Source organism: Streptomyces sp. NPDC006385, assembly GCF_040612485.1.
GTDB lineage: Bacteria > Actinomycetota > Actinomycetes > Streptomycetales > Streptomycetaceae > Streptomyces.
The window spans coordinates 1-18398 of the sequence record NZ_JBEXQG010000015.1 but is presented as its reverse complement, the minus strand read 5'-3'; the positions used below and the strand labels follow the sequence as shown (position 1 = coordinate 18398).

Sequence of the window (18398 nt, the reverse complement as noted above, 5' to 3'; positions counted from 1 at the left end):
GGCGTCGTAACCTGGCAATCATGAAACAGTGCACGCACGCCGACGTGCTGCCGCACCCGGAACCCGTTCCGCTCAGCGAGACGTGTCCGGAGTGCCTGGCGGACGGAGCGCATCCGGTGCAACTTCGGTTGTGCCTCTCCTGCGGTCACGTCGGCTGCTGCGACTCCTCGCCGGGCCGGCATGCCACGGAGCACCACAAGGAGTCCGGGCATCCGGTCATGCGGACGTTCGAGCCCGGCGAGCGCTGGCGCTGGTGTTTCGTCGACCACGTACTGGTGTGACGCCGACGTACCCTGGACGACCGGGGAGCCGGACGGTTCGACCGTCTGACCTCTGGGTACGTCAATCCGGCGCGCGCTCTTCCCAATTGGGCCCGCAGACCCCCTAGCCACGGAGCGTATCCGTGTGTTTACTATGAGTGACAGCAAGGGGTTGGGGTCCTGGGGACAGGAAACTTCGAAGCGCGGTAGCGTCACCGCTGAACCACACATCGCGTTACCCCGGGGGGCGACCCTCGGCCCCGAGAAGCTTGTACCACCTTGGAGGTGAGGGTGTCCCAGATCGCAGGCGAGCCCGCGACCCAGGACTTCGTGGAAGTCCGGCTGCCGGCCGCGGGTGCCTACCTGTCGGTGCTGCGTACGGCGACTGCCGGCCTCGCGGCCCGTTTGGACTTCACCCTCGACGAGATCGAGGACCTGCGCATCGCGGTGGACGAGGCCTGCGCGATCCTGCTCCAGCAGGCCGTGCCCGGCTCGGTGCTCAGCTGTGTCTTCCGACTCGTCGACGACTCGCTCGAGGTCACCGTCTCGGCCCCGACCACGGACGGCCACGCCCCCTCCAGGGACACCTTCGCCTGGACCGTCCTGTCCGCCCTCGCGGGCAAGGTCTCCTCCGCCGTGGACGAGGACAAAACCGTTTCGATCAGCCTCTACAAACAGCGCGGCGCGGGACCAGGGCCGGCGTGAGGAACGGGGACGGGCCGGTGCGGGACGAAGATCGCGGCACACGGGAGCTGCCGGAAAGCACTCCCCCCTGCTCGGGCGAAGCCGAGAGCCTGGGGGCGGGCACGAGCGGTCCGAGCGCTTCCCGACGCATGGTCGACGGCATCGACGGCATCCCGGAGCAGGCCCGGCCGCACCCGGAGGACGACTCCGTGGCGGCAGGCATCCACGGCGACGGACCGGCTGACGAAGGTGCCGTGCAGGGCGCGCCTCCGGGCGGGCGGATCGGGGTCGTCCCTGTCCATGGGGGTCCCTCCGCTCGAGCCAATCCGAGACTGGGGGCGGAGGCGAGGGCTCGGGAGAGGGCGACGGGCAGGACGATGAGCGAGCACGAGCGAAACGCCGAGGGCGAGGCGACGGGCGCGCACAGCGCGCAGGCCACGCACCACGAACCTCAGGACCGCAGCGGGGCGCGCGCCATGTTCGTCGAGCTGCGCAAGCTGAGGGACGGCAGCCCGGAGTACGCGGAGCTGCGCAATCAGCTGGTCCGTATGCACCTGCCGCTCGTCGAGCACCTCGCACGCCGCTTCCGCAACCGCGGTGAGCCGCTCGACGACCTCACCCAGGTCGCCACGATCGGCCTGATCAAGTCGGTCGACCGGTTCGACCCGGAGCGCGGCGTCGAGTTCTCCACGTACGCGACCCCGACGGTCGTCGGCGAGATCAAGCGGCACTTCCGTGACAAGGGCTGGGCGGTGCGGGTGCCCCGTCGCCTCCAGGAGTTGCGCCTGTCCCTCACGACGGCCACGGCCGAGCTGTCCCAGCAGCACGGCCGCTCTCCCACCGTCCATGAACTCGCCGAGAAGCTGGCGATCTCGGAGGAGGAGGTCCTGGAGGGCCTGGAGTCCGCCAACGCGTACTCCACGCTGTCCCTGGACGTCCCCGACACGGACGACGAGTCCCCGGCGGTCGCGGACACCCTCGGCGCGGAGGACGAGGCGCTGGAGGGCGTCGAGTACCGGGAGTCGCTGAAGCCGCTGCTCGAAGATCTCCCGCCGCGCGAGAAGCGGATCCTGCTGCTGCGTTTCTTCGGCAACATGACCCAGTCGCAGATCGCGCAGGAGGTCGGGATCTCCCAGATGCACGTCTCCCGGCTGCTGGCGCGCACGCTGGCTCAGCTGCGGGAGAAGCTGCTGGTGGAGGAGTGACGGCTTCCTGAGAGCCGACGCTACTTCTGGTCCTGCTCGCTGCCGGGCCCTCGGATCCCGAGGGCCTGGGTGGTCGCCGGGTTGACCAGGAGCACGAGCGTGGTGATCGCGACCACCGCGATCACGATCCCCGCCGGAATCGCGATGCTGTCGGCCTGCAGCAGACTGTAGGCCACCGGCAGCGCCAGGATCTGGGTGATGACGGACGGCCCTCGACTCCAGCTGCGCTGAGCGAACAGGCCCCGCGCGGCGAGCAACGGCAGCAGGGCGAGCGCCACGAGCGTCACACCCAGCGTGACGGCCTGCTGCCGGTCGTCCGGATCCCCGGCGAGCCCCAGCACGAGCACCCAGACACCCCCGACGGCGAGCCCCAGCCCTTCCAACGCGGTGAGAACCGCGGCGTACGTCAGCCGCCGCGGACGCGGCCCGGCGGTTTCCGGGGTGGTGGGGGTCTGCTCCTTGGTCACCCCTGAAGGGTAGCCCTCCCCTAAAGAGCCCCCCACAGCCGATCTCCCCCCTCACTGGCCCTCGCGCCACGCAGCTCGGCTCCCGGCACCGGCTCGCAACGTCATCCACCGGGGCACGGTCATCCAGACCGCACAGCCACGCCCACCGGGTACGGTCAGCCCCACCAACAGCCACGCCCACCGGGTAGTCAGCCCCACCAACAGCGACGCTCATCAGGCCACCGGCCGGTTTGCGCGCCGCCCAGCCAGCCCACGCAGCCACAGGCAGCCACGCCGCACGCCACGCCCCTCAGGCGGCGGGCTGCCACACCACACCACCAGCCACGCGCATGAAGGCGCCGACCAACGTGCGGCCCAGCCACCCCACGAAGCCACGGGCAGGCAACCGCACCCCACAGCCACACCCACCAGACCGCGGGCAGTCGTGCCGCTGAGGCGGCACGGGTGGGCGCGGCGGCACCCCGTGAGCACCGGGCTGCGCGACCCCGCCTCGCCCAGACCCCACGCCGGCGGGACCTCCAAGCGTGCAGCGCGCGCCGTGCACGCCTGCGCGCCCGGCACTCCACGCACGCCCCACAGGCACCGAAGCCGCCCCGCATGCCCCGCACGCCGCACACCCAAGCCCGCCGACCAGTCACCGCTCCCGGTCTACGCGCCCGCGCCACCACCGCCCCCACCCCACCCCGCCCAGCCTCAGCCCGCCCATCGCCAGGCCACCCCAACCCACCCGGCACCCCCGCAACCCAGGCCCAGCCGACAAAGTCCCCCGTGTCGAGCCTCACCCCCGATCCCTTACCGGATGCCCACCTCGACCTGTGCCCAGTACCCCCCAGTAGGTACGCTGCCAGGCATGCGTGCACTTCTCGTGGTCAATCCGGCAGCAACCACCACAAGCGCACGTACGCGCGATGTCCTGATCCACGCGCTCGCCAGTGAGATGAAACTCGAGGCCGTCACCACCGAGTACCGCGGCCACGCCCGCGACCTGGGCCGGCAGGCGGCGGAGAGCCACGACGTGGACCTGGTGGTCGCCCTCGGCGGCGACGGCACTGTGAACGAGGTCGTCAACGGCCTGTTGCACAACGGCCCCGACCCCGACCGCCTCCCCCGCCTCGCCGTGGTCCCGGGCGGCTCCACCAACGTCTTCGCCCGCGCCCTCGGCCTGCCCAACGACGCCGTCGAGGCGACCGGCGCCCTGCTCGACGCCATACGCGAGGGCAGCGAACGCACCGTCGGCATGGGCATGGCGGCAGGCACGCCGGGCACCGCCGACGAGGCCGTACCGGGCAGATGGTTCACCTTCTGCGCGGGACTCGGCTTCGACGCGGGTGTCGTCGGACGGGTCGAGCAGCAGCGCGAGCTGGGCAAGAAATCCACGCACGCCCTTTACCTGCGCCAGGTGGCACGTCAGTTCCTCCAGGAACCCAACCGCCGGCACGGCACGATCACACTGGAACGGCCGGGCAAGGATCCCGTGACCGATTTGGTGCTGTCCATAGTCTGCAACACCGCTCCGTGGACCTATCTGCTCAATCGTCCCGTGTACGCGGCACCTAAGGCCTCGTTCGATACCGGCCTCGACGTACTCGGCCTCAGCCGTATGTCCACGGTCGCGGTTGCCCGGTATGCAACCCAGTTGCTCACTTCGTCCCCCGAGCGGGGACCCCACGGCAAGCACGCCGTCTCGCTGCACGACCTGGACCAGTTCACCTTGCATTCGAAGGTCCCCTTGCCCCTTCAGATGGACGGCGACCACCTCGGGCTGCGTACGAGCGTGACGTTCACAGGCGTACGCCGTGCACTGCGTGTGATTGTGTGAGCGGAACGGGCTAAAGTCCTTTCACTCGAACGTTTAGGCCAGGGTCCACCCCATGGAAGTACGGCTGTGACCTAGTCGACACCGAGGAATCAAAAAAAACTTTCCGGAAGGGGTTGTATCCGTCGCTGAGGTTTGCGAGTCTCTACGTGGCGATCGGGACGGCCCGCAACACCGGCCTCCACTGATCACCGGAACCCCTCTTCAACTCACAGGACCCACGCCAGGGAACCTGGCGATAGGCCCTTCACTTGTTGAGGGATTCGTGAAAGCGTTCACATTCACAAGCAACCCAGCAGTAATACAAGGAGAGGTAGCAGCCATGGACTGGCGTCACAACGCCGTTTGCCGCGAGGAAGACCCCGAGCTCTTCTTCCCCATCGGCAACACTGGTCCTGCGCTGCTGCAGATCGAGGAAGCCAAGGCCGTCTGCCGTCGCTGCCCGGTTATCGAGCAGTGCCTGCAGTGGGCGCTCGAGTCCGGTCAGGACTCCGGCGTCTGGGGTGGTCTCAGCGAGGACGAGCGCCGCGCCATGAAGCGCCGCGCCGCCCGCAACCGGGCCCGTCAGGCCTCCGCCTGACAACATCCACCCCGCTAAACAGCCTGAGCTTGGCGGCGCGTACAGCGAGTACGCATCTCCCGCCCCCGAGCCGCAGCGCGCAGTACCCCCGATGCGCAGCAAATGCTGGCAACGAGCATGGTGAGCCCCAGCCCCCTGAACGGGCTGGGGCTCTTTGCTGTCCGTGAGTAGTCTGCCGCGCGGTCCGTGAGTGGTCCGCGGCGCGCGCCGCGTGTCCGGCGGCCGCGGTCCTCCTCGCGCCGAGCCGCAGCCAGTCGCAGTCCCGCCGCAGCCACCTACTGGCGCCTACTGGCACCTACTTGTGCGCCCGCACCGGAATGTCGAGGATCACCCGAGTCCCCCGCTCCGGCGCCGGGACCATGTCGAACGTGCCCCCCAACTCGCCCTCCACCAGCGTCCGTACGATCTGCAGACCGAGGTTGCCGGCGGTGTGCGGGTCGAAGCCCTCGGGCAGGCCCACCCCGTCGTCCTGGACGGTGACCAGGAGCCGGATCTGCTTGGTCGTACCGCCGCGGACCGCCGAGACCTCGACCGCGCCGGTTTCACCCTCGCGGAAGCCGTGCTCCAGAGCGTTCTGCAGGATCTCGGTCAGGACCATCGACAGCGGGGTGGCGACCTCGGCGTCCAGGATGCCGAAGCGGCCGGTGCGCCGGCCGGTGACCTTGCCCGGTGAGATCTCGGCGACCATGGCGAGCACCCGGTCGGCGATCTCGTCGAACTCCACGCGCTCGTCGAGGTTCTGGGAGAGCGTCTCGTGCACGATCGCGATCGAGCCGACCCGTCGTACCGCCTCTTCGAGTGCCTCGCGGCCGCGGTCGGACTCGATGCGCCGGGCCTGGAGGCGCAGCAGGGCGGCCACCGTCTGGAGGTTGTTCTTGACGCGGTGGTGGATCTCCCGGATTGTCGCGTCCTTGGTGATCAACTCGCGCTCGCGGCGGCGCAGTTCGGTGACGTCCCGGAGCAGCACCAGCGAGCCGATGCGGGGGCCCTTGGGCTTGAGCGGGATCGCCCGGAACTGGATGACCCCGTCGTCCGACTCGATCTCGAACTCGCGGGGCGCCCATCCGCTGGCGACCTTGGCGAGCGCCTCGTCCACCGGCCCATGGGTGGGGGCGAGTTCGGCGGTGGTCTTGCCCAGGTGGTGGCCGACGAGGTCGGCGGCGAGGCCGAGGCGGTGGTAGGCGGACAGCGCGTTCGGGGAGGCGTACTGGACGATGCCTTCGGCGTCGACGCGGATCAGGCCGTCGCCGACGCGCGGTGAGGCGTCCATGTCGACCTGCTGGTTGGCGAACGGGAACGCGCCGGCCGCGATCATCTGCGCGAGATCCGAGGCGCTTTGGAGGTACGTCAGCTCCAGGCGGCTCGGGGTGCGGACGGTCAGCAGGTTGGTGTTGCGGGCGATGACGCCCAGGACACGCCCTTCTCGTCGTACGGGAATCGACTCGACGCGGACCGGCACCTCCTCGCGCCACTCCGGGTCGCCCTCGCGTACGATCCGGCCCTCGTCGAGCGCGGCGTCCAGCATCGGACGGCGGCCGCGGGGGACGAGGTGGCCGACCATGTCGTCCTGGTACGAGGTCGGGCCGGTGTTGGGCCGCATCTGGGCCACGGAGACGTAACGAGTGCCGTCACTGGTGGGGACCCACAGGACGAGGTCGGCGAAGGAGAGGTCGGAGAGCAGCTGCCACTCCGAGACCAGCAGGTGGAGCCACTCGAGGTCGGAGTCGTCGAGGGCCGTGTGCTGGCGTACGAGTTCGTTCATGGAGGGCACGTGGCCGAGCGTACCTGGCGGTACGGACATCACTCGAAATCAGCCATCGGGAAGCGATCCGGCCGCAGAGACACCCGCGGGCCGCGGCGCCTGAGAGGGACCCTCAACCCTCCCGGCACCGCAGCCCGGAGCAACATCGGCCGTGGGGTGTGCGGTCCCGGTCGGCCGAAGGATGAGGAGCCGGGGCAGTCAGGGCAGAGAGCTCCGGTTCCTCGGTCCGTCTTCCTGTGCGGGGAAGACGGAAGTCGGTGCGTTCTTGTCCTACGCACTCCTTCGCATTGTGGACTAGACCACTCGAGTGTGTCCATGCGTGGGAGCTTGTTTGTTGTTGACGTTTTCTCGCGGGGCCCCGACCAGTCGGAGATACCGGTAGGACGTCCTGCTATCCATCACGCAGCCTAACCCGTGTGGGTTCATGTGCGGGGCCAGATGGTCATGGCAATTTCCGCGAGCGCCTCGAGTTCCTCCTGACTCGCCCCGTCGCGCGCCTGTTGTGACATGCCCTGGATCATCGCGCCGGCATGCCGGGCGAGCGCGGCGGCGTCGGTGGCGGCGGGGAGGACTCCTGCGGCGATGTCCGCTTCTATACGGCTCCTGATGGCGGCGATATTGGCGTTGCGCCGCCCTCGTAGCGACTCCTCGACTTCGGGCGTCGAGCAGTTGGTCGCCGCGTGGACGACGAGGCAGCCGTGCGGATGGGCCGGATCGGTGTACTCCGCGGCGGCTTCGCGCAGCATCCGCGTCACGGCGGCGCGGGCCGTGGGCTCCTCGGCGAGGGCACGGTCGGCGAAGGATCCGTACCGCACGCCGTACTCGCGGACGACCTCCTCGAAGAGCGACCGCTTGTCACCGAAGGCCGCGTACAGGCTCGGGGCGCCGATGTCCATGACGCGTGTGAGGTCGGAGACGGAGGTCGCCTCGTAACCATGCTCCCAGAAGGCGAGGATCGCCTTCTCCAGGGCGGTCTCCCGATCGAAGGACCGGGGACGACCGCGGGGCTTGGACGCGGACCCGCCCTTCACCCTCGTCTCGTTGCTCGTCATGGAGTGCATTTTATAGCGGGCACTAGACAAAGACCCGAGACCTGATCTACGGTTATTTTTGTATCGATCGCTAGTTAATTGCGAGGGGGCGGCGGCATGGGCGCGCTTGCGGGCAGGACGGTGCTCGTCACGGGGGCGAGCAGGGGGATCGGCCGGGGGATCGCCGAGCGGCTGGGGCGCGACGGAGCGCGGGTCGGCGTGCACTACGGCAGGAACGAGGCGGCGGCGAAGGAGACGGTCGCCGCGATCGAGGCGACGGGCGGCTCGGCGTTCACCATCGGTGTCGAGCTGGGGGTGCCGGGGGACGCCGAGGCACTGTGGGAGGAGTTCGACCGGCACGCGGACGGGCTGGACGTGCTGGTGAACAACGCCGGGATCGGTAACACCCGGCCGATCGAGGAGATCGACGAGCGGGAGTACGACGCCGTCTTCGCGGTGAACGTGAAGGCGCCGTTCTTCATCGTCAAGCACGGCATGGCGCGGCTGCGTGACAACGGCCGGGTCATCAACATCTCGTCGGGGCTCGCCCGGACCGCGGTGATGCCGGACAACATGGCGTACGCGATGACGAAGGGAGCGCTGGACATCCTCTCCCGGGACCTGTCCAAGGTGCTGGGCCCTCGGGGCGTCAGGGTGAACTCCGTGGCACCGGGCCTGATCGACACCGACAACACCGCCGGGTTCCTGCACGGGACCGAGGACGGCTGGGCGCAGGCCGAGGCGATATCGGCGCTGGGGCGGGTCGGCACACCGGCCGATGTCGCGGATGTGGTGGCGTTCCTGGCTTCGGACGAGGGCCGATGGGTCACGGGGAGCTGGGTGGATGCGACGGGGGGTTCGATCACCTGAGGAGCGGTATCCACCGGTGTCGGCCACCCGAGAGCAGCACCTTGCGCTGCCCGGCACCCTTGGAGCGGCCCGGCGCCGGGGACCGATGGCGAGCAGCTCGGCGCCAGCCGACGGCGAGCAGGTCGGCGCCGGGGTCGAGGGCCGGAGACCGGGGAGACGTTCGCAGCCATGGCGGGCGGGCCGTACAGGGGGCCGGTAGTCACGGGAGGTGATCACCATGCAGTCGGCGAAACGCCGCCCACGGGGATTCCTTCACCTGGGCCTCGGAGTCCCGCTCTGTTAGATTGGTCTAAACCACACGCCCCTCAAGGGTGCCCTTCGAGTCCCTCTTCAGATCGGCAGGCCCAGCGTGGAAGTTGTCATCGTTCCGGACGCCAAGGCAGGTGGCGAACTGATAGCCGAGGCCATGGCGCAGCTGCTCAGGCGCAAGCCCGACGCGCTGCTCGGCGTGGCCACCGGGTCGACGCCGCTGCCCATCTACGCCGCGCTCGCGGCCAAGGTGCGCTCCGGTGCCGTGGATGCCTCGCGCGCTCGGATCGCGCAGCTCGACGAGTATGTGGGGCTGCCCGCCGAGCACCCGGAGTCCTACCGGTCGGTGCTGCGGCGTGAGGTGCTGGAACCGCTGGGGATCGGGATGGACGCCTTCATGGGGCCCGACGGCACCGCCGAGGACGTGCAGGGGGCGTGTGAGGCGTACGACGCGGCGCTCGCCGCGGCCGGGGGCGTCGATCTGCAGTTGCTCGGGATCGGGACGGACGGGCACATCGGGTTCAACGAGCCGTGCTCGTCGCTGGCCTCCCGGACGCGGATCAAGACGCTGACCGAGCAGACGCGGGTCGACAACGCACGGTTCTTCGACGGGGACATCGAGCAGGTGCCGCATCACGTCATCACGCAGGGGATCGGCACGATCCTGGAGGCGCGGCACCTGGTGTTGCTCGCGACCGGCGAGGGCAAGGCGGACGCGGTCGCCGCCACCGTCGAGGGGCCGGTCGCGGCCGTCTGCCCGGCCTCGGCACTGCAACTGCACCCGCACGCCACGGTCGTCGTCGACGAGGCCGCGGCGTCGAAGCTGAAGCTGGCCGACTACTTCCGGCACACCTACGCCAACAAGCCGCAGTGGCAGGGAATCTAGGACGCGCGAAGGCCGGCGAGGCACGCGAGAGCGCACGCGGCGGCGGACGCCCCACGGGAATCCCGTCGTGCGCCCGCCGCGTCTGAGCCGGTCGGTTTCTCGTCGGTTCTAGACGATGGCCGCCTCGTCCTCGGCCGGCTCGTCCTGGGCGGTCAGGCCGGCCACCCACAAGGGCATCAGCCAGTGGGCCACAAGGACGATGGCGAGGGTGGGCGCCGCATAGGTGCGCAGGGCGTCACCGTCGGCCGCACCCGCCGCCAGCAGGGCCGCCACGGCCGCGAGCAGCAGAGTGGTCATCGTCCGGTGGGCTCGGGCGAGCACCCGCCGGCGTTCGGCCGACTGGCGCTCGTCCAAGGCGTGTTCGCGCAGTTCCAGCATGCCCCGGGTGGCACTGTTGATCACTCCTGTCGCCACCATCCAGGGCACCATGAGCACCGCTCCGACGGCGACGGCCCACATCGGTTCCGGCTGCGAGAGACAGAAGTGCGCGATCAGCGCCACGATGGCCACGGTGAGGGCCACATGCGCGGCGACGGTCACCCGCCGTCGCGTGGCCGTCGCGTGCAGGACCCGCCCCCGGGGGTCGTTCATCAACCGCAGCATGCTCCGGTCGTAGCGCGTCATCCGCGTCGTCGTCATGGCTGGTTCCTCCCGTAGACCTCGTCCGTGAGCGGCCGGAACGGTTCGAGGGAGAACAGGGCCTCGACCGGCAGTCCGAAGAACTTCGCGATCTTCAGTGCCAGGTCGAGGCTCGGGTTGTACTGCCCTCGCTCGATGTAGCCGATGGTCTGGTAGTGGGCTCCCACCGCCTCGGCCAGGCTCTGGCGCGACACCTTGCGCTCGGCGCGCACCATCGCCAATCTGTTGTGCACCTGCTCGCTCATGTATAAGAAGTACTACATACCGAGAGAGACCTGCAACCTCCATGAGTCGTGCGATGCCGCGCGGTGCGAGTGCCCTCCGGGGTGTGGCACGGCGGGCCTCACACCTCTCGCGCCTCTCAGACCCCGGCGATGACCTCCGCCGCCGCCCGCCCGCACACACGTGCCGCACCGTGCGTGGCGATGTGCGGGGCGCCGCGGGGTGGTGCCTGGGGCACGCCCATCTCGACCACGATCGTGTCCGGGCGGGACCGCAGCAGGGTGTCGAGTGCCGTCGCCATCCAGGGGTGACGGTGTTCGTCGCGGACCACCGCCACGATCCGCCGCTCCCCCGCCGCCTCCAGGGCTTCGCGCCCCGCGTCCCGCCCCGCGAAGCTGCCCGTCTCCGTCCCCGGCAGCAGTCGCTCCAGCTCCGCCGCCACGCCCCACGGCGTCTCGTCGCCGACGGCGATGTTCGCGACCGGGGCGAAGGCGGCGACGTAAGGCGCTTCGGTGAGCGGGCCGAAGTCCCCCGCGCCGGTCGTCCTCAGGGCGCGGCGGGCTGCTGCGAGGCCGATGTCCGGCCGGGGCTCGGCCTGCGCCCTGACGGCGGTCGCCGTCCAGCGGGCCAACTCGCGCACCCGTTCCGCCGCCTCGGCCAGCCGTTCCTCGGGGAGTTCACCGGCGCGGACCGCCGCGACCAGGGCGTCGCGCAGGCGCCGTACCGTCTCGTCGTCGGCCAGGCCGCCGCCCACGCAGATCGCGTCGGCGCCGGCCGCGACGGCGAGGACGCTGCCGCGCTCGATGCCGTAGGTGGCGGCGATGGCCTGCATCTCCATGCCGTCGGTGACGATCAGGCCGGTGTAGCCGAGGTCGCCGCGCAGGAGGTCGGTCAGGACCGGGCGGGACAGGGTCGCCGGGCCGTCGGGATCGAGGGCGGGGACGAGGATGTGCGCGCTCATCATCGCCCTCGTGCCGGCGGCGAGCGCCGCGCGGAACGGGGCGAGTTCGCGGTCCGCCAGCACGTCCAGGGCGGCGTCGATGCGCGGCAGCGCGTGGTGGGAGTCGACCGCCGTGTCGCCGTGGCCCGGGAAGTGCTTGGTGCAGGCCGCGACGCCCGCCGACTGGAGTCCGGTGACGTAGGCCGCCGTGTGGCGGGCGACCAGGGCGGGGTCGGCGCCGAAGGAGCGTACGCCGATCACCGGGTTGGAGGGGTTGGAGTTGACGTCCGCCGACGGAGCCCAGTTGAGGTTCACCCCGCAGGCGGCCAGACGGCGGCCCAGCTCGGACGCCACCTGCCTCGTCAGCTCCACGTCGTCCACCGCGCCCAGGGCGTGGTTGCCGGGGAAGCTGGAGCCGGTCCTCACCTCCAGCCGTGTCACATCACCCCCCTCCTCGTCGATCGCGACCAGCACATCGTCGCGCTCGGCACGCAACTGCGCGGTCAGGGCGGCCAGTTGCTCGGGCGAGGCGATGTTGCGGCCGAACAGGCCGACCGAGGCGAGGCCCTCGCCGAGGCGGCGCAGCAGCCAGTCGGGGGCGGTGGTGCCGGTGAAACCGGGCTGGAGGACCGTCAGCGCGTCGCGCGTCAGGGTGTCGGTGCCGCTGGCGATTGTCGTCATCGGGTTGCGTTATCCCTTCACCGCGCCGGCCGTCAGGCCGCTGACTGCCCTGCGCTGCAGGAAGACGAAGAGGATCAGGATCGGGATGGCGAAGAGGGAGGACGCCGCCATCGTCGCGCCCCAGTCGTTGCCGAACGCGGTCTGGAAGCTCGCCAGCCACAGGGGCAGGGTCTGCGCCTCGGCCTCCTTGTTCAGTACCAGGACGAGGGGAAATTCATTCCACGCGGTGATGAAACCGAACAGGGAGGTGGACATCAGGCCCGGGGCCAGCAGCGGCAGGATGACCTTGCGGAACGCCTGGGCACGGGTGCAGCCGTCGACCATCGCGGCCTCCTCCAGCTCCCGGGGCACCGCGGCGACGAAGCCGCGCAGGGTCAGGATGGTGAAGGGCAGGATCATCATCATGTAGAAGACCGTCAGCGGCAGCAGGCTGTTCAGCATCGACGCGTCCCGCACGATCATGTACATCGCGATGATCATGACCTCCCAGGGTGCCATCTGCGCCAGCATGAAGCCGATGACGAAGCCGCGCCGCCCCTTGAACCGCATCCGGGCGAGGGCGAAGGAGCCCGCGAGCGCGATGACCAGGGCCAGGACGACCGCGCAGACCGTGACGATCAGCGAGTTGGTGACGTAGGTCCAGAAGTGGTCGACGCCGGTCGCCCTCTTGAAGTGCTCGAAGGTGATGTCGGTCGGGAACCAGACCGGGTCCTCCGAGACGATGTCGCCGGTCGGTTTGAGGGCCGTGGCGAACATCCAGTACACGGGGAAGACGAAGCCGATGAACAAGGCGACGGCCGTGACGTTGGGCCACAGGCGGCCGAGGATCGAGCGCTTCACAGCCCGGCCTCCTCTTCCTCTCGCTTGAGCACGATCCTGAGGTAGTAGGCCGTCAGGCCGAGCAGGATCAGGATGGTCAGGACGGCGATCGCGGCGCCCATGCCGTAGTGCTGGTTGCCGACGCCCTCGATGTAGGCGTAGACGGGCAGGATCTCGGTGAGCCGGTCGGGGCCGCCGCCGTTGATGGTGAAGACCTGCACGAACGCCTTGAAGACCCAGATGATCTCCAGGAAGGTCGTGGCGTAGAGGAAGGGGCGCAGGAACGGGAGCGTCACCGTGGTGAAGCTCGTCCAGCCGCCCGCCCCGTCCAGCGCCGCGGCCTCGTACAGCTCGCCCGGGATGGTCGTCGTGGCTGCGTACAGGTTGATGGCGACGAACGGGATCGACTGCCAGACGATCAGTACCGTGACCACGAAGAACGTCGACATCTGGCTGCTGGTCCAGCTGTAGTCGGCCATGGAGTGCCAACCCAGCTTGTCCAGGACCCAGTTGACGACGCCGAAGCGCTGCGCGAACAGCCACTGGTAGACGGTGGTCGCGGCGACCACGGGCATCGCCCAGGCCAGCACGAGCCCGATCATCAGCATGACCCGCATCCGCCTGCCGAGGCGGGCCAGCAGCAGGCCGACCAGGGTGCCGAGGACCATGATCAGGGCGACGTTGACCGCCGTGAACAGGATCGAGCGCAGGGTGACGCGCCAGAAGTCCTCGCCGGTGAGGACCTCCCTGTAGTTGTCGATGCCGTTCCACTCGGTGGCGTGCTGGATCAGCTGCGCCATGTTGAGGTTCTGGAACGACAGCAGCACGTCCTTCAGCAGCGGCCAGCCCAGCAGCAGCACGGTGGCCGCGCAGGCCGGCAGCAGCAGGAGGTACGGGGCGAGCGCCCCGAGACGCGCCGCGGCTCGCGGCCTGGGCCCGGCGGGCCCGCTCGCGTCCCTCTTGGCCACGTCCACCGGGCCGGAGGGCGGCCGTTCGGTCTGCACGGTCATTGCTCGCGATCTCTCTTCTCGACCTACGTCCGTAGACCCGCGTACGGTCGCCGGGGCGGGGGCGTCACGCGCGTCCCCCGCCCCCGGCGCGCACGCCGGCGCCTTACTGCAGCCGGCTTACTGCCGCCGCTTACTGCTGCTGCGCGAGGCGCTTGTTGAACTCGTCCTCGACCTGCTTGGCGGCCTCGGCCGGGGACTTGCCGTTCAGGACGGCGGTCATGTACGTCTTGATCGGGTTGGGCGCGTTCTCGACGGCCGCCCACTCCGGGATCAGCGGCGTGGTGCCACCACCCGCGGCGGCCGACGCGGCGGCCTCGGCGACGACGTTGCCCTTGAGGTTGGTCTGCAGCGACTCCTTGTTGGGGATGACGCCGTTGAGCTTGGCCAGCTCGCCCTCGTACTCGTCGGACAGGGCGATCTTCAGGAACTCCTTGGCGAGCTCCTGCTTCTGGCTGCCGGCGGCGACGGCGAGGTTGGAGCCGCCGAGGAAGACACCCTCGGGCTTGTCGGCCGTGGCACCGGGGATGGTGAAGTAGCCGATCTCCTTCTCGATCTTCGGGTTGGCCTTGATCGCGATGCCGGCCTCCCAGCCCATGCCGATGAAGGCGCCGACGTCGCCCTTGCCGAAGACCTCGCCCTGCTGCGGGGTGGCCTCGTCCTTGTCCTTGGGCGCCTTGGACAGCGCCTGGAACTTCTTGTACGTCTCCATGGCGGCGGCGATCTTGGGGTCGTCGAGGTTGGAGACGTACTTGTCGCCGTCCTTCTTCACCAGCTCGGCGCCCTCACCGATGGTCAGGCCGACGAAGTGGTACCAGTTCTGCCCCGGCAGGTAGAGGGGCTCGGCGTCGGTCTTCTCGCCGATCTGCTGGAGGTCGGCGTAGAACTCGTCGCGGGTCTTGGGAGTGTCCTTGATGCCGGCCTCGGCCCAGATCTTCTTGTTGTAGAGGACGACGCGGTTGGCGAAGTACCACGGGGCGGCGTACTGCTTGCCGTCGTAGATCGAGGACTCGTTCAGGGACTCGGTCCACTCGGCGCCGATCTCGGTCTTGAGGTCGGCGAGGTCGGCGAGGCCGCCGGTCTTGGCGTAGGCGGGGGTCTGGGTGTTGCCGATCTCGAAGACGTCCGGCGGGTTCTCCTCCGACAGGGCGGTGGTCAGCTTCTGCTGGATGCCGTTCCACTGCTGGATCTGGAACTCGACCTTGGCCTTGGTCTTCTTCTCGAAGGCCGCGGCGACGTCCTTCTGCCACTGGTCGGGCGAGGAGCCGTCCATCACCCACACGGTGAGCGTCTGGCCCGCGTAGCCGTCCGCCCCGGCCTTGCCCCCGCCGTCGCCGTCGTCTCCCCCGCACGCCGCCAGCGAGATCATCATGCCCGCGACACCGATCGCGGATATCAGCTTGCGCTTCACGCCACCCTCCTCAGGGATGCCCACACCTCCCGCCCATGGGCGGACCTGGACCAATGGTGTAGACCAGTACGGGGAGCTTGGACCAGGCCATGAAGCGTGTCAAGGGCGGCCGAATAGCCCCTGACCAGCCGTTATGGGACCTACATATGCAGGAACCTTTAAGTAAGAAGGCAGCGAAAACAGCGGCGCCAGAGTACTCTCGTCCGCTAGACCACTCGGCAGTGTGGACTAGACCAGAAGAGGTGGCGACGGTATACACGAGGGATCACGATGTGACCCGCATCCGGAGCCGGGAAGGCAGAGCATGAGCACCGACGTCAGCAGTGCGGAGAACGAGACCGGCGCCACCGTCCGTACCGCCCGCGTGCCCAAGTACTACCGCCTGAAGAAGCATCTCCTCGACATGACGGAGACCCAGTCCCCCGGCACCCCGGTCCCTCCCGAGCGCACCCTGGCCGCCGAGTTCGACACCTCCCGCACGACCGTGCGCCAGGCCCTCCAGGAACTCGTCGTCGAGGGACGTCTGGAGCGCATCCAGGGCAAGGGCACCTTCGTCGCCAAGCCCAAGGTCGCGCAGGCCCTGCAACTCACCTCGTACACCGAGGACATGCGCGCCCAGGGCCTGGAGCCCACCTCGCAGCTGCTGGACATCGGCTACATCACCGCCGACGACCGCCTCGCCGAACTGCTCGACATCACGGCGGGCGGACGGGTGCTGCGCATCGAGCGACTGCGCATGGCGAACGGCGAGCCGATGGCCATCGAGACGACCCACCTGAGCGCGAAGCGCTTCCCGGCCCTGCGCCGCTCCCTGGTGAAGTACACCTCTCTCTACACCGCGCTCGCCGAGGTCTACGACGTCCATCTCGCCGAGGCCGAGGAGACCATCGAGACCTCCCTGGCGACCCCGCGCGAGGCCGGTCTGCTCGGCACCGACGTGGGCCTGCCGATGCTGATGCTGTCCCGGCACTCGCTGGACCGGGAGGGGCAGCCGGTGGAGTGGGTGCGGTCCGTCTACCGGGGCGACCGCTACAAGTTCGTCGCGCGGCTCAAGCGGCCGCGGGAGTAGGTCGGTTCGCGGTACGGCACGCGGTGTGGCACGCGGTGTGGCGCAACCGCACATCCTGCTCTACGTTCCGCCGGACCCGCGCCAGGGCTTCCGCTGCTGCTGAACGGTGCGCTGAATCCGTTATGCGGACAGGGGTTCCATAAAGCGGAACCGTCGCCTAGATTTCCTGCGCATTGCCCAGGTGATCAGTGAGGGGACGGAGCCGCCGTATGTCTGATGCGCCAGAAGTGAGACCACCGGTGGTGACACCCGTGCGCGTGGTCATCGCCCTCTGCCTGCTCGCGCCGTTCGCGGCGATGCTGTGGGTCGGCTCCTACGCGAAGGCGGACCCGGTCTTCGCCGGCATCCCGTTCTTCTACTGGTACCAGATGCTGTGGGTCGTCATCTCCACGGCGCTGACCATGATCGCGTACAAGCTGTGGCAGCGTGACCAGCGTGCACGTCGTGGGGGTGCCAAGTGAACGACGGCGTCAACGGCGTGGCACTCGCCGTCTTCATCTTCTTCTTCCTGCTCGTCACGGTGATGGGCTTCCTGGCCGCGCGCTGGCGCAGGGCCGAGAACGAGCACAGCCTCGACGAATGGGGCCTGGGCGGCCGGTCGTTCGGCACCTGGGTCACCTGGTTCCTGCTCGGCGGCGACCTGTACACGGCGTACACCTTCGTGGCGGTCCCGGCGGCGATCTACGCGGCTGGCGCGGCGGGCTTCTTCGCGGTGCCCTACACGATCCTCGTCTACCCCCTGATCTTCACGTTCCTGCCCCGCCTGTGGTCGGTCTCCCACAAGCACGGCTACGTGACGACCTCCGACTTCGTGCGCGGCCGGTTCGGCTCGAAGGGCCTGTCGCTGGCGGTCGCCCTCACCGGCATCCTCGCGACGATGCCGTACATCGCGCTCCAGCTCGTCGGCATCCAGGCGGTGCTGGACGTGATGGGCGTCGGCGGCGGCGAGAACACCCACTGGTTCATCAAGGACCTGCCCCTGCTGATCGCCTTCGGCGTGCTGGCGGCGTACACGTACTCCTCGGGTCTGCGGGCCCCCGCGCTGATCGCGTTCGTGAAGGACACGCTGATCTACATCGTGATCGCGGTGGCGATCATCTACATCCCGATCAAGCTGGGCGGGTTCGACGAGATCTTCGGCGCGGCGGAGAAGAAGTACACGGAGGCCGGCGCCGGTGGGCTGATCCCGGCTCCGGCGGCCCACTGGACGTACGCCACCCTGGCGTTCGGTTCGGCGCTGGCACTCTTCATGTACCCGCACTCGATCACGGCGACGCTGTCCTCGCGCAGCCGTGAGGTGATCCGCCGCAACACGACCATCCTGCCCCTGTACTCCCTGATGCTCGGCTTGCTGGCCCTGCTCGGCTTCATGGCCGTCGCGGCCGGAGTCCTCGTCACCAACCCGCAGCTGGCGATCCCGCAGCTTTTCGAGGACATGTTCCCCGCCTGGTTCGCGGGTGTGGCCTTCGCGGCGATCGGCATCGGCGCTCTGGTGCCGGCGGCGATCATGTCCATCGCGGCCGCGAACCTGTTCACCCGCAACATCTACAAGGACTTCATCAAGCCGGACGCGACGCCCGAGCAGGAGACGAAGGTCTCCAAGCTGGTCTCGCTGCTGGTGAAGGTGGGCGCGCTGGCCTTCGTGCTGACGATGGACAAGACGGTCGCGATCAACTTCCAGCTCCTGGGCGGCATCTGGATCCTGCAGACCTTCCCGGCCCTGGTCGGCGGCCTGTTCACCCGCTGGTTCCACCGCTGGGCCCTGCTGGCCGGCTGGGCGGTCGGCATGATCTACGGCAC

Annotated in this window: 19 protein-coding genes; 10 read left to right on the top strand and 9 right to left on the bottom strand. The window is 69.2% G+C overall.

Features of this window, described 5'->3' with window-relative positions:
• Nucleotides 1-20 precede the first annotated feature (20 nt).
• The 3 genes from ABZ078_RS14370 (at nt 21) to ABZ078_RS14360 (ending at nt 2149) form a co-directional block, all read left to right on the top strand.
• Nucleotides 21-281, top strand: coding sequence for a UBP-type zinc finger domain-containing protein (locus ABZ078_RS14370; protein WP_356575045.1), 261 nt, complete (start codon nt 21-23; stop codon nt 279-281).
• A gap of 270 nt (nt 282-551) precedes the next feature.
• Nucleotides 552-965 (top strand): anti-sigma regulatory factor, encoded by a 414-nt coding sequence (locus ABZ078_RS14365; protein ID WP_004925829.1) that lies wholly within the window; start codon nt 552-554, stop codon nt 963-965.
• A gap of 17 nt (nt 966-982) precedes the next feature.
• On the top strand, nt 983-2149 hold the full coding sequence (locus ABZ078_RS14360; protein WP_356575042.1) for an RNA polymerase sigma factor SigF: 1167 nt from the start codon (nt 983-985) through the stop codon (nt 2147-2149).
• A gap of 20 nt (nt 2150-2169) precedes the next feature.
• On the opposite strand, the gene ABZ078_RS14355 is transcribed toward ABZ078_RS14360, so the two are convergent.
• A complete protein-coding gene (locus ABZ078_RS14355; RefSeq protein WP_356575041.1) occupies nt 2170-2616 on the bottom strand; it encodes a hypothetical protein in 447 nt (148 codons plus the stop codon).
• A gap of 850 nt (nt 2617-3466) precedes the next feature.
• Here ABZ078_RS14355 and ABZ078_RS14350 point away from each other — a divergent pair.
• On the top strand, nt 3467-4435 hold the full coding sequence (locus tag ABZ078_RS14350) for a diacylglycerol kinase family protein (protein ID WP_356575039.1): 969 nt from the start codon (nt 3467-3469) through the stop codon (nt 4433-4435).
• A 319-nt stretch (nt 4436-4754) separates the two neighbouring features.
• Nucleotides 4755-5012, top strand: coding sequence for a WhiB family transcriptional regulator (locus ABZ078_RS14345; RefSeq protein ID WP_003992873.1), 258 nt, complete (start codon nt 4755-4757; stop codon nt 5010-5012).
• 295 nt (nt 5013-5307) lie between these two features.
• Here ABZ078_RS14345 and ABZ078_RS14340 read toward each other — a convergent pair whose 3' ends face one another.
• Both ABZ078_RS14340 and ABZ078_RS14335 read right to left on the bottom strand, forming a co-directional pair.
• Entirely contained in the window at nt 5308-6774 is a 1467-nt protein-coding gene (locus ABZ078_RS14340; protein ID WP_356575238.1) for a PAS domain-containing sensor histidine kinase, read from the bottom strand.
• 422 nt (nt 6775-7196) lie between these two features.
• The gene (locus ABZ078_RS14335; RefSeq protein ID WP_356575037.1) at nt 7197-7835 is read right to left on the bottom strand and encodes a TetR/AcrR family transcriptional regulator; all 639 of its coding nucleotides are present in this window, start codon (nt 7833-7835) and stop codon (nt 7197-7199) included.
• 87 nt (nt 7836-7922) lie between these two features.
• Between ABZ078_RS14335 and ABZ078_RS14330 the strand changes: the two genes are divergently transcribed.
• Together ABZ078_RS14330 and nagB are read left to right on the top strand one after the other, a co-directional pair.
• On the top strand, nt 7923-8675 hold the full coding sequence (locus tag ABZ078_RS14330; protein ID WP_356575035.1) for an SDR family oxidoreductase: 753 nt from the start codon (nt 7923-7925) through the stop codon (nt 8673-8675).
• Nucleotides 8676-9024: 349 nt separating this feature from the next.
• The gene (gene nagB / locus ABZ078_RS14325) at nt 9025-9810 is read left to right on the top strand and encodes a glucosamine-6-phosphate deaminase (RefSeq protein WP_356575033.1); all 786 of its coding nucleotides are present in this window, start codon (nt 9025-9027) and stop codon (nt 9808-9810) included.
• A gap of 108 nt (nt 9811-9918) precedes the next feature.
• On the opposite strand, the gene ABZ078_RS14320 is transcribed toward nagB, so the two are convergent.
• The 6 genes from ABZ078_RS14320 to ABZ078_RS14295 form a co-directional block, all read right to left on the bottom strand.
• Entirely contained in the window at nt 9919-10449 is a 531-nt protein-coding gene (locus tag ABZ078_RS14320; protein ID WP_356575031.1) for a hypothetical protein, read from the bottom strand.
• Nucleotides 10446-10694: a helix-turn-helix transcriptional regulator gene (locus ABZ078_RS14315; protein ID WP_356436346.1), complete on the bottom strand. Its 249-nt coding sequence runs from the start codon at nt 10692-10694 to the stop codon at nt 10446-10448. Before ABZ078_RS14315 ends, ABZ078_RS14320 begins: the two co-directional genes overlap by 4 nt.
• Nucleotides 10695-10810: 116 nt before the next feature.
• On the bottom strand, nt 10811-12292 hold the full coding sequence (locus ABZ078_RS14310) for a glycoside hydrolase family 3 protein (protein WP_356575029.1): 1482 nt from the start codon (nt 12290-12292) through the stop codon (nt 10811-10813).
• A gap of 9 nt (nt 12293-12301) precedes the next feature.
• On the bottom strand, nt 12302-13132 hold the full coding sequence (locus ABZ078_RS14305; RefSeq protein WP_356575027.1) for a carbohydrate ABC transporter permease: 831 nt from the start codon (nt 13130-13132) through the stop codon (nt 12302-12304).
• Entirely contained in the window at nt 13129-14121 is a 993-nt protein-coding gene (locus tag ABZ078_RS14300; RefSeq protein ID WP_356575025.1) for a sugar ABC transporter permease, read from the bottom strand. Before ABZ078_RS14300 ends, ABZ078_RS14305 begins: the two co-directional genes overlap by 4 nt.
• Before the next feature lie 130 nt (nt 14122-14251).
• Complete coding sequence (locus ABZ078_RS14295; protein WP_356575023.1) at nt 14252-15529, bottom strand: extracellular solute-binding protein; 1278 nt, start codon at nt 15527-15529, stop codon at nt 14252-14254.
• A gap of 304 nt (nt 15530-15833) precedes the next feature.
• On the opposite strand from ABZ078_RS14295, the gene ABZ078_RS14290 reads away from it, so the two are divergent.
• The 3 genes from ABZ078_RS14290 to mctP form a co-directional block, all read left to right on the top strand.
• Entirely contained in the window at nt 15834-16598 is a 765-nt protein-coding gene (locus ABZ078_RS14290; RefSeq protein ID WP_356575021.1) for a GntR family transcriptional regulator, read from the top strand.
• 209 nt (nt 16599-16807) lie between these two features.
• Nucleotides 16808-17059 (top strand): DUF3311 domain-containing protein, encoded by a 252-nt coding sequence (locus tag ABZ078_RS14285; protein ID WP_356575019.1) that lies wholly within the window; start codon nt 16808-16810, stop codon nt 17057-17059.
• A partial coding sequence (gene mctP, locus ABZ078_RS14280; RefSeq protein WP_356575017.1) for a monocarboxylate uptake permease MctP occupies nt 17056-18398 on the top strand: 1343 nt, incomplete at its 3' end. The genes ABZ078_RS14285 and mctP, both read left to right, overlap by 4 nt.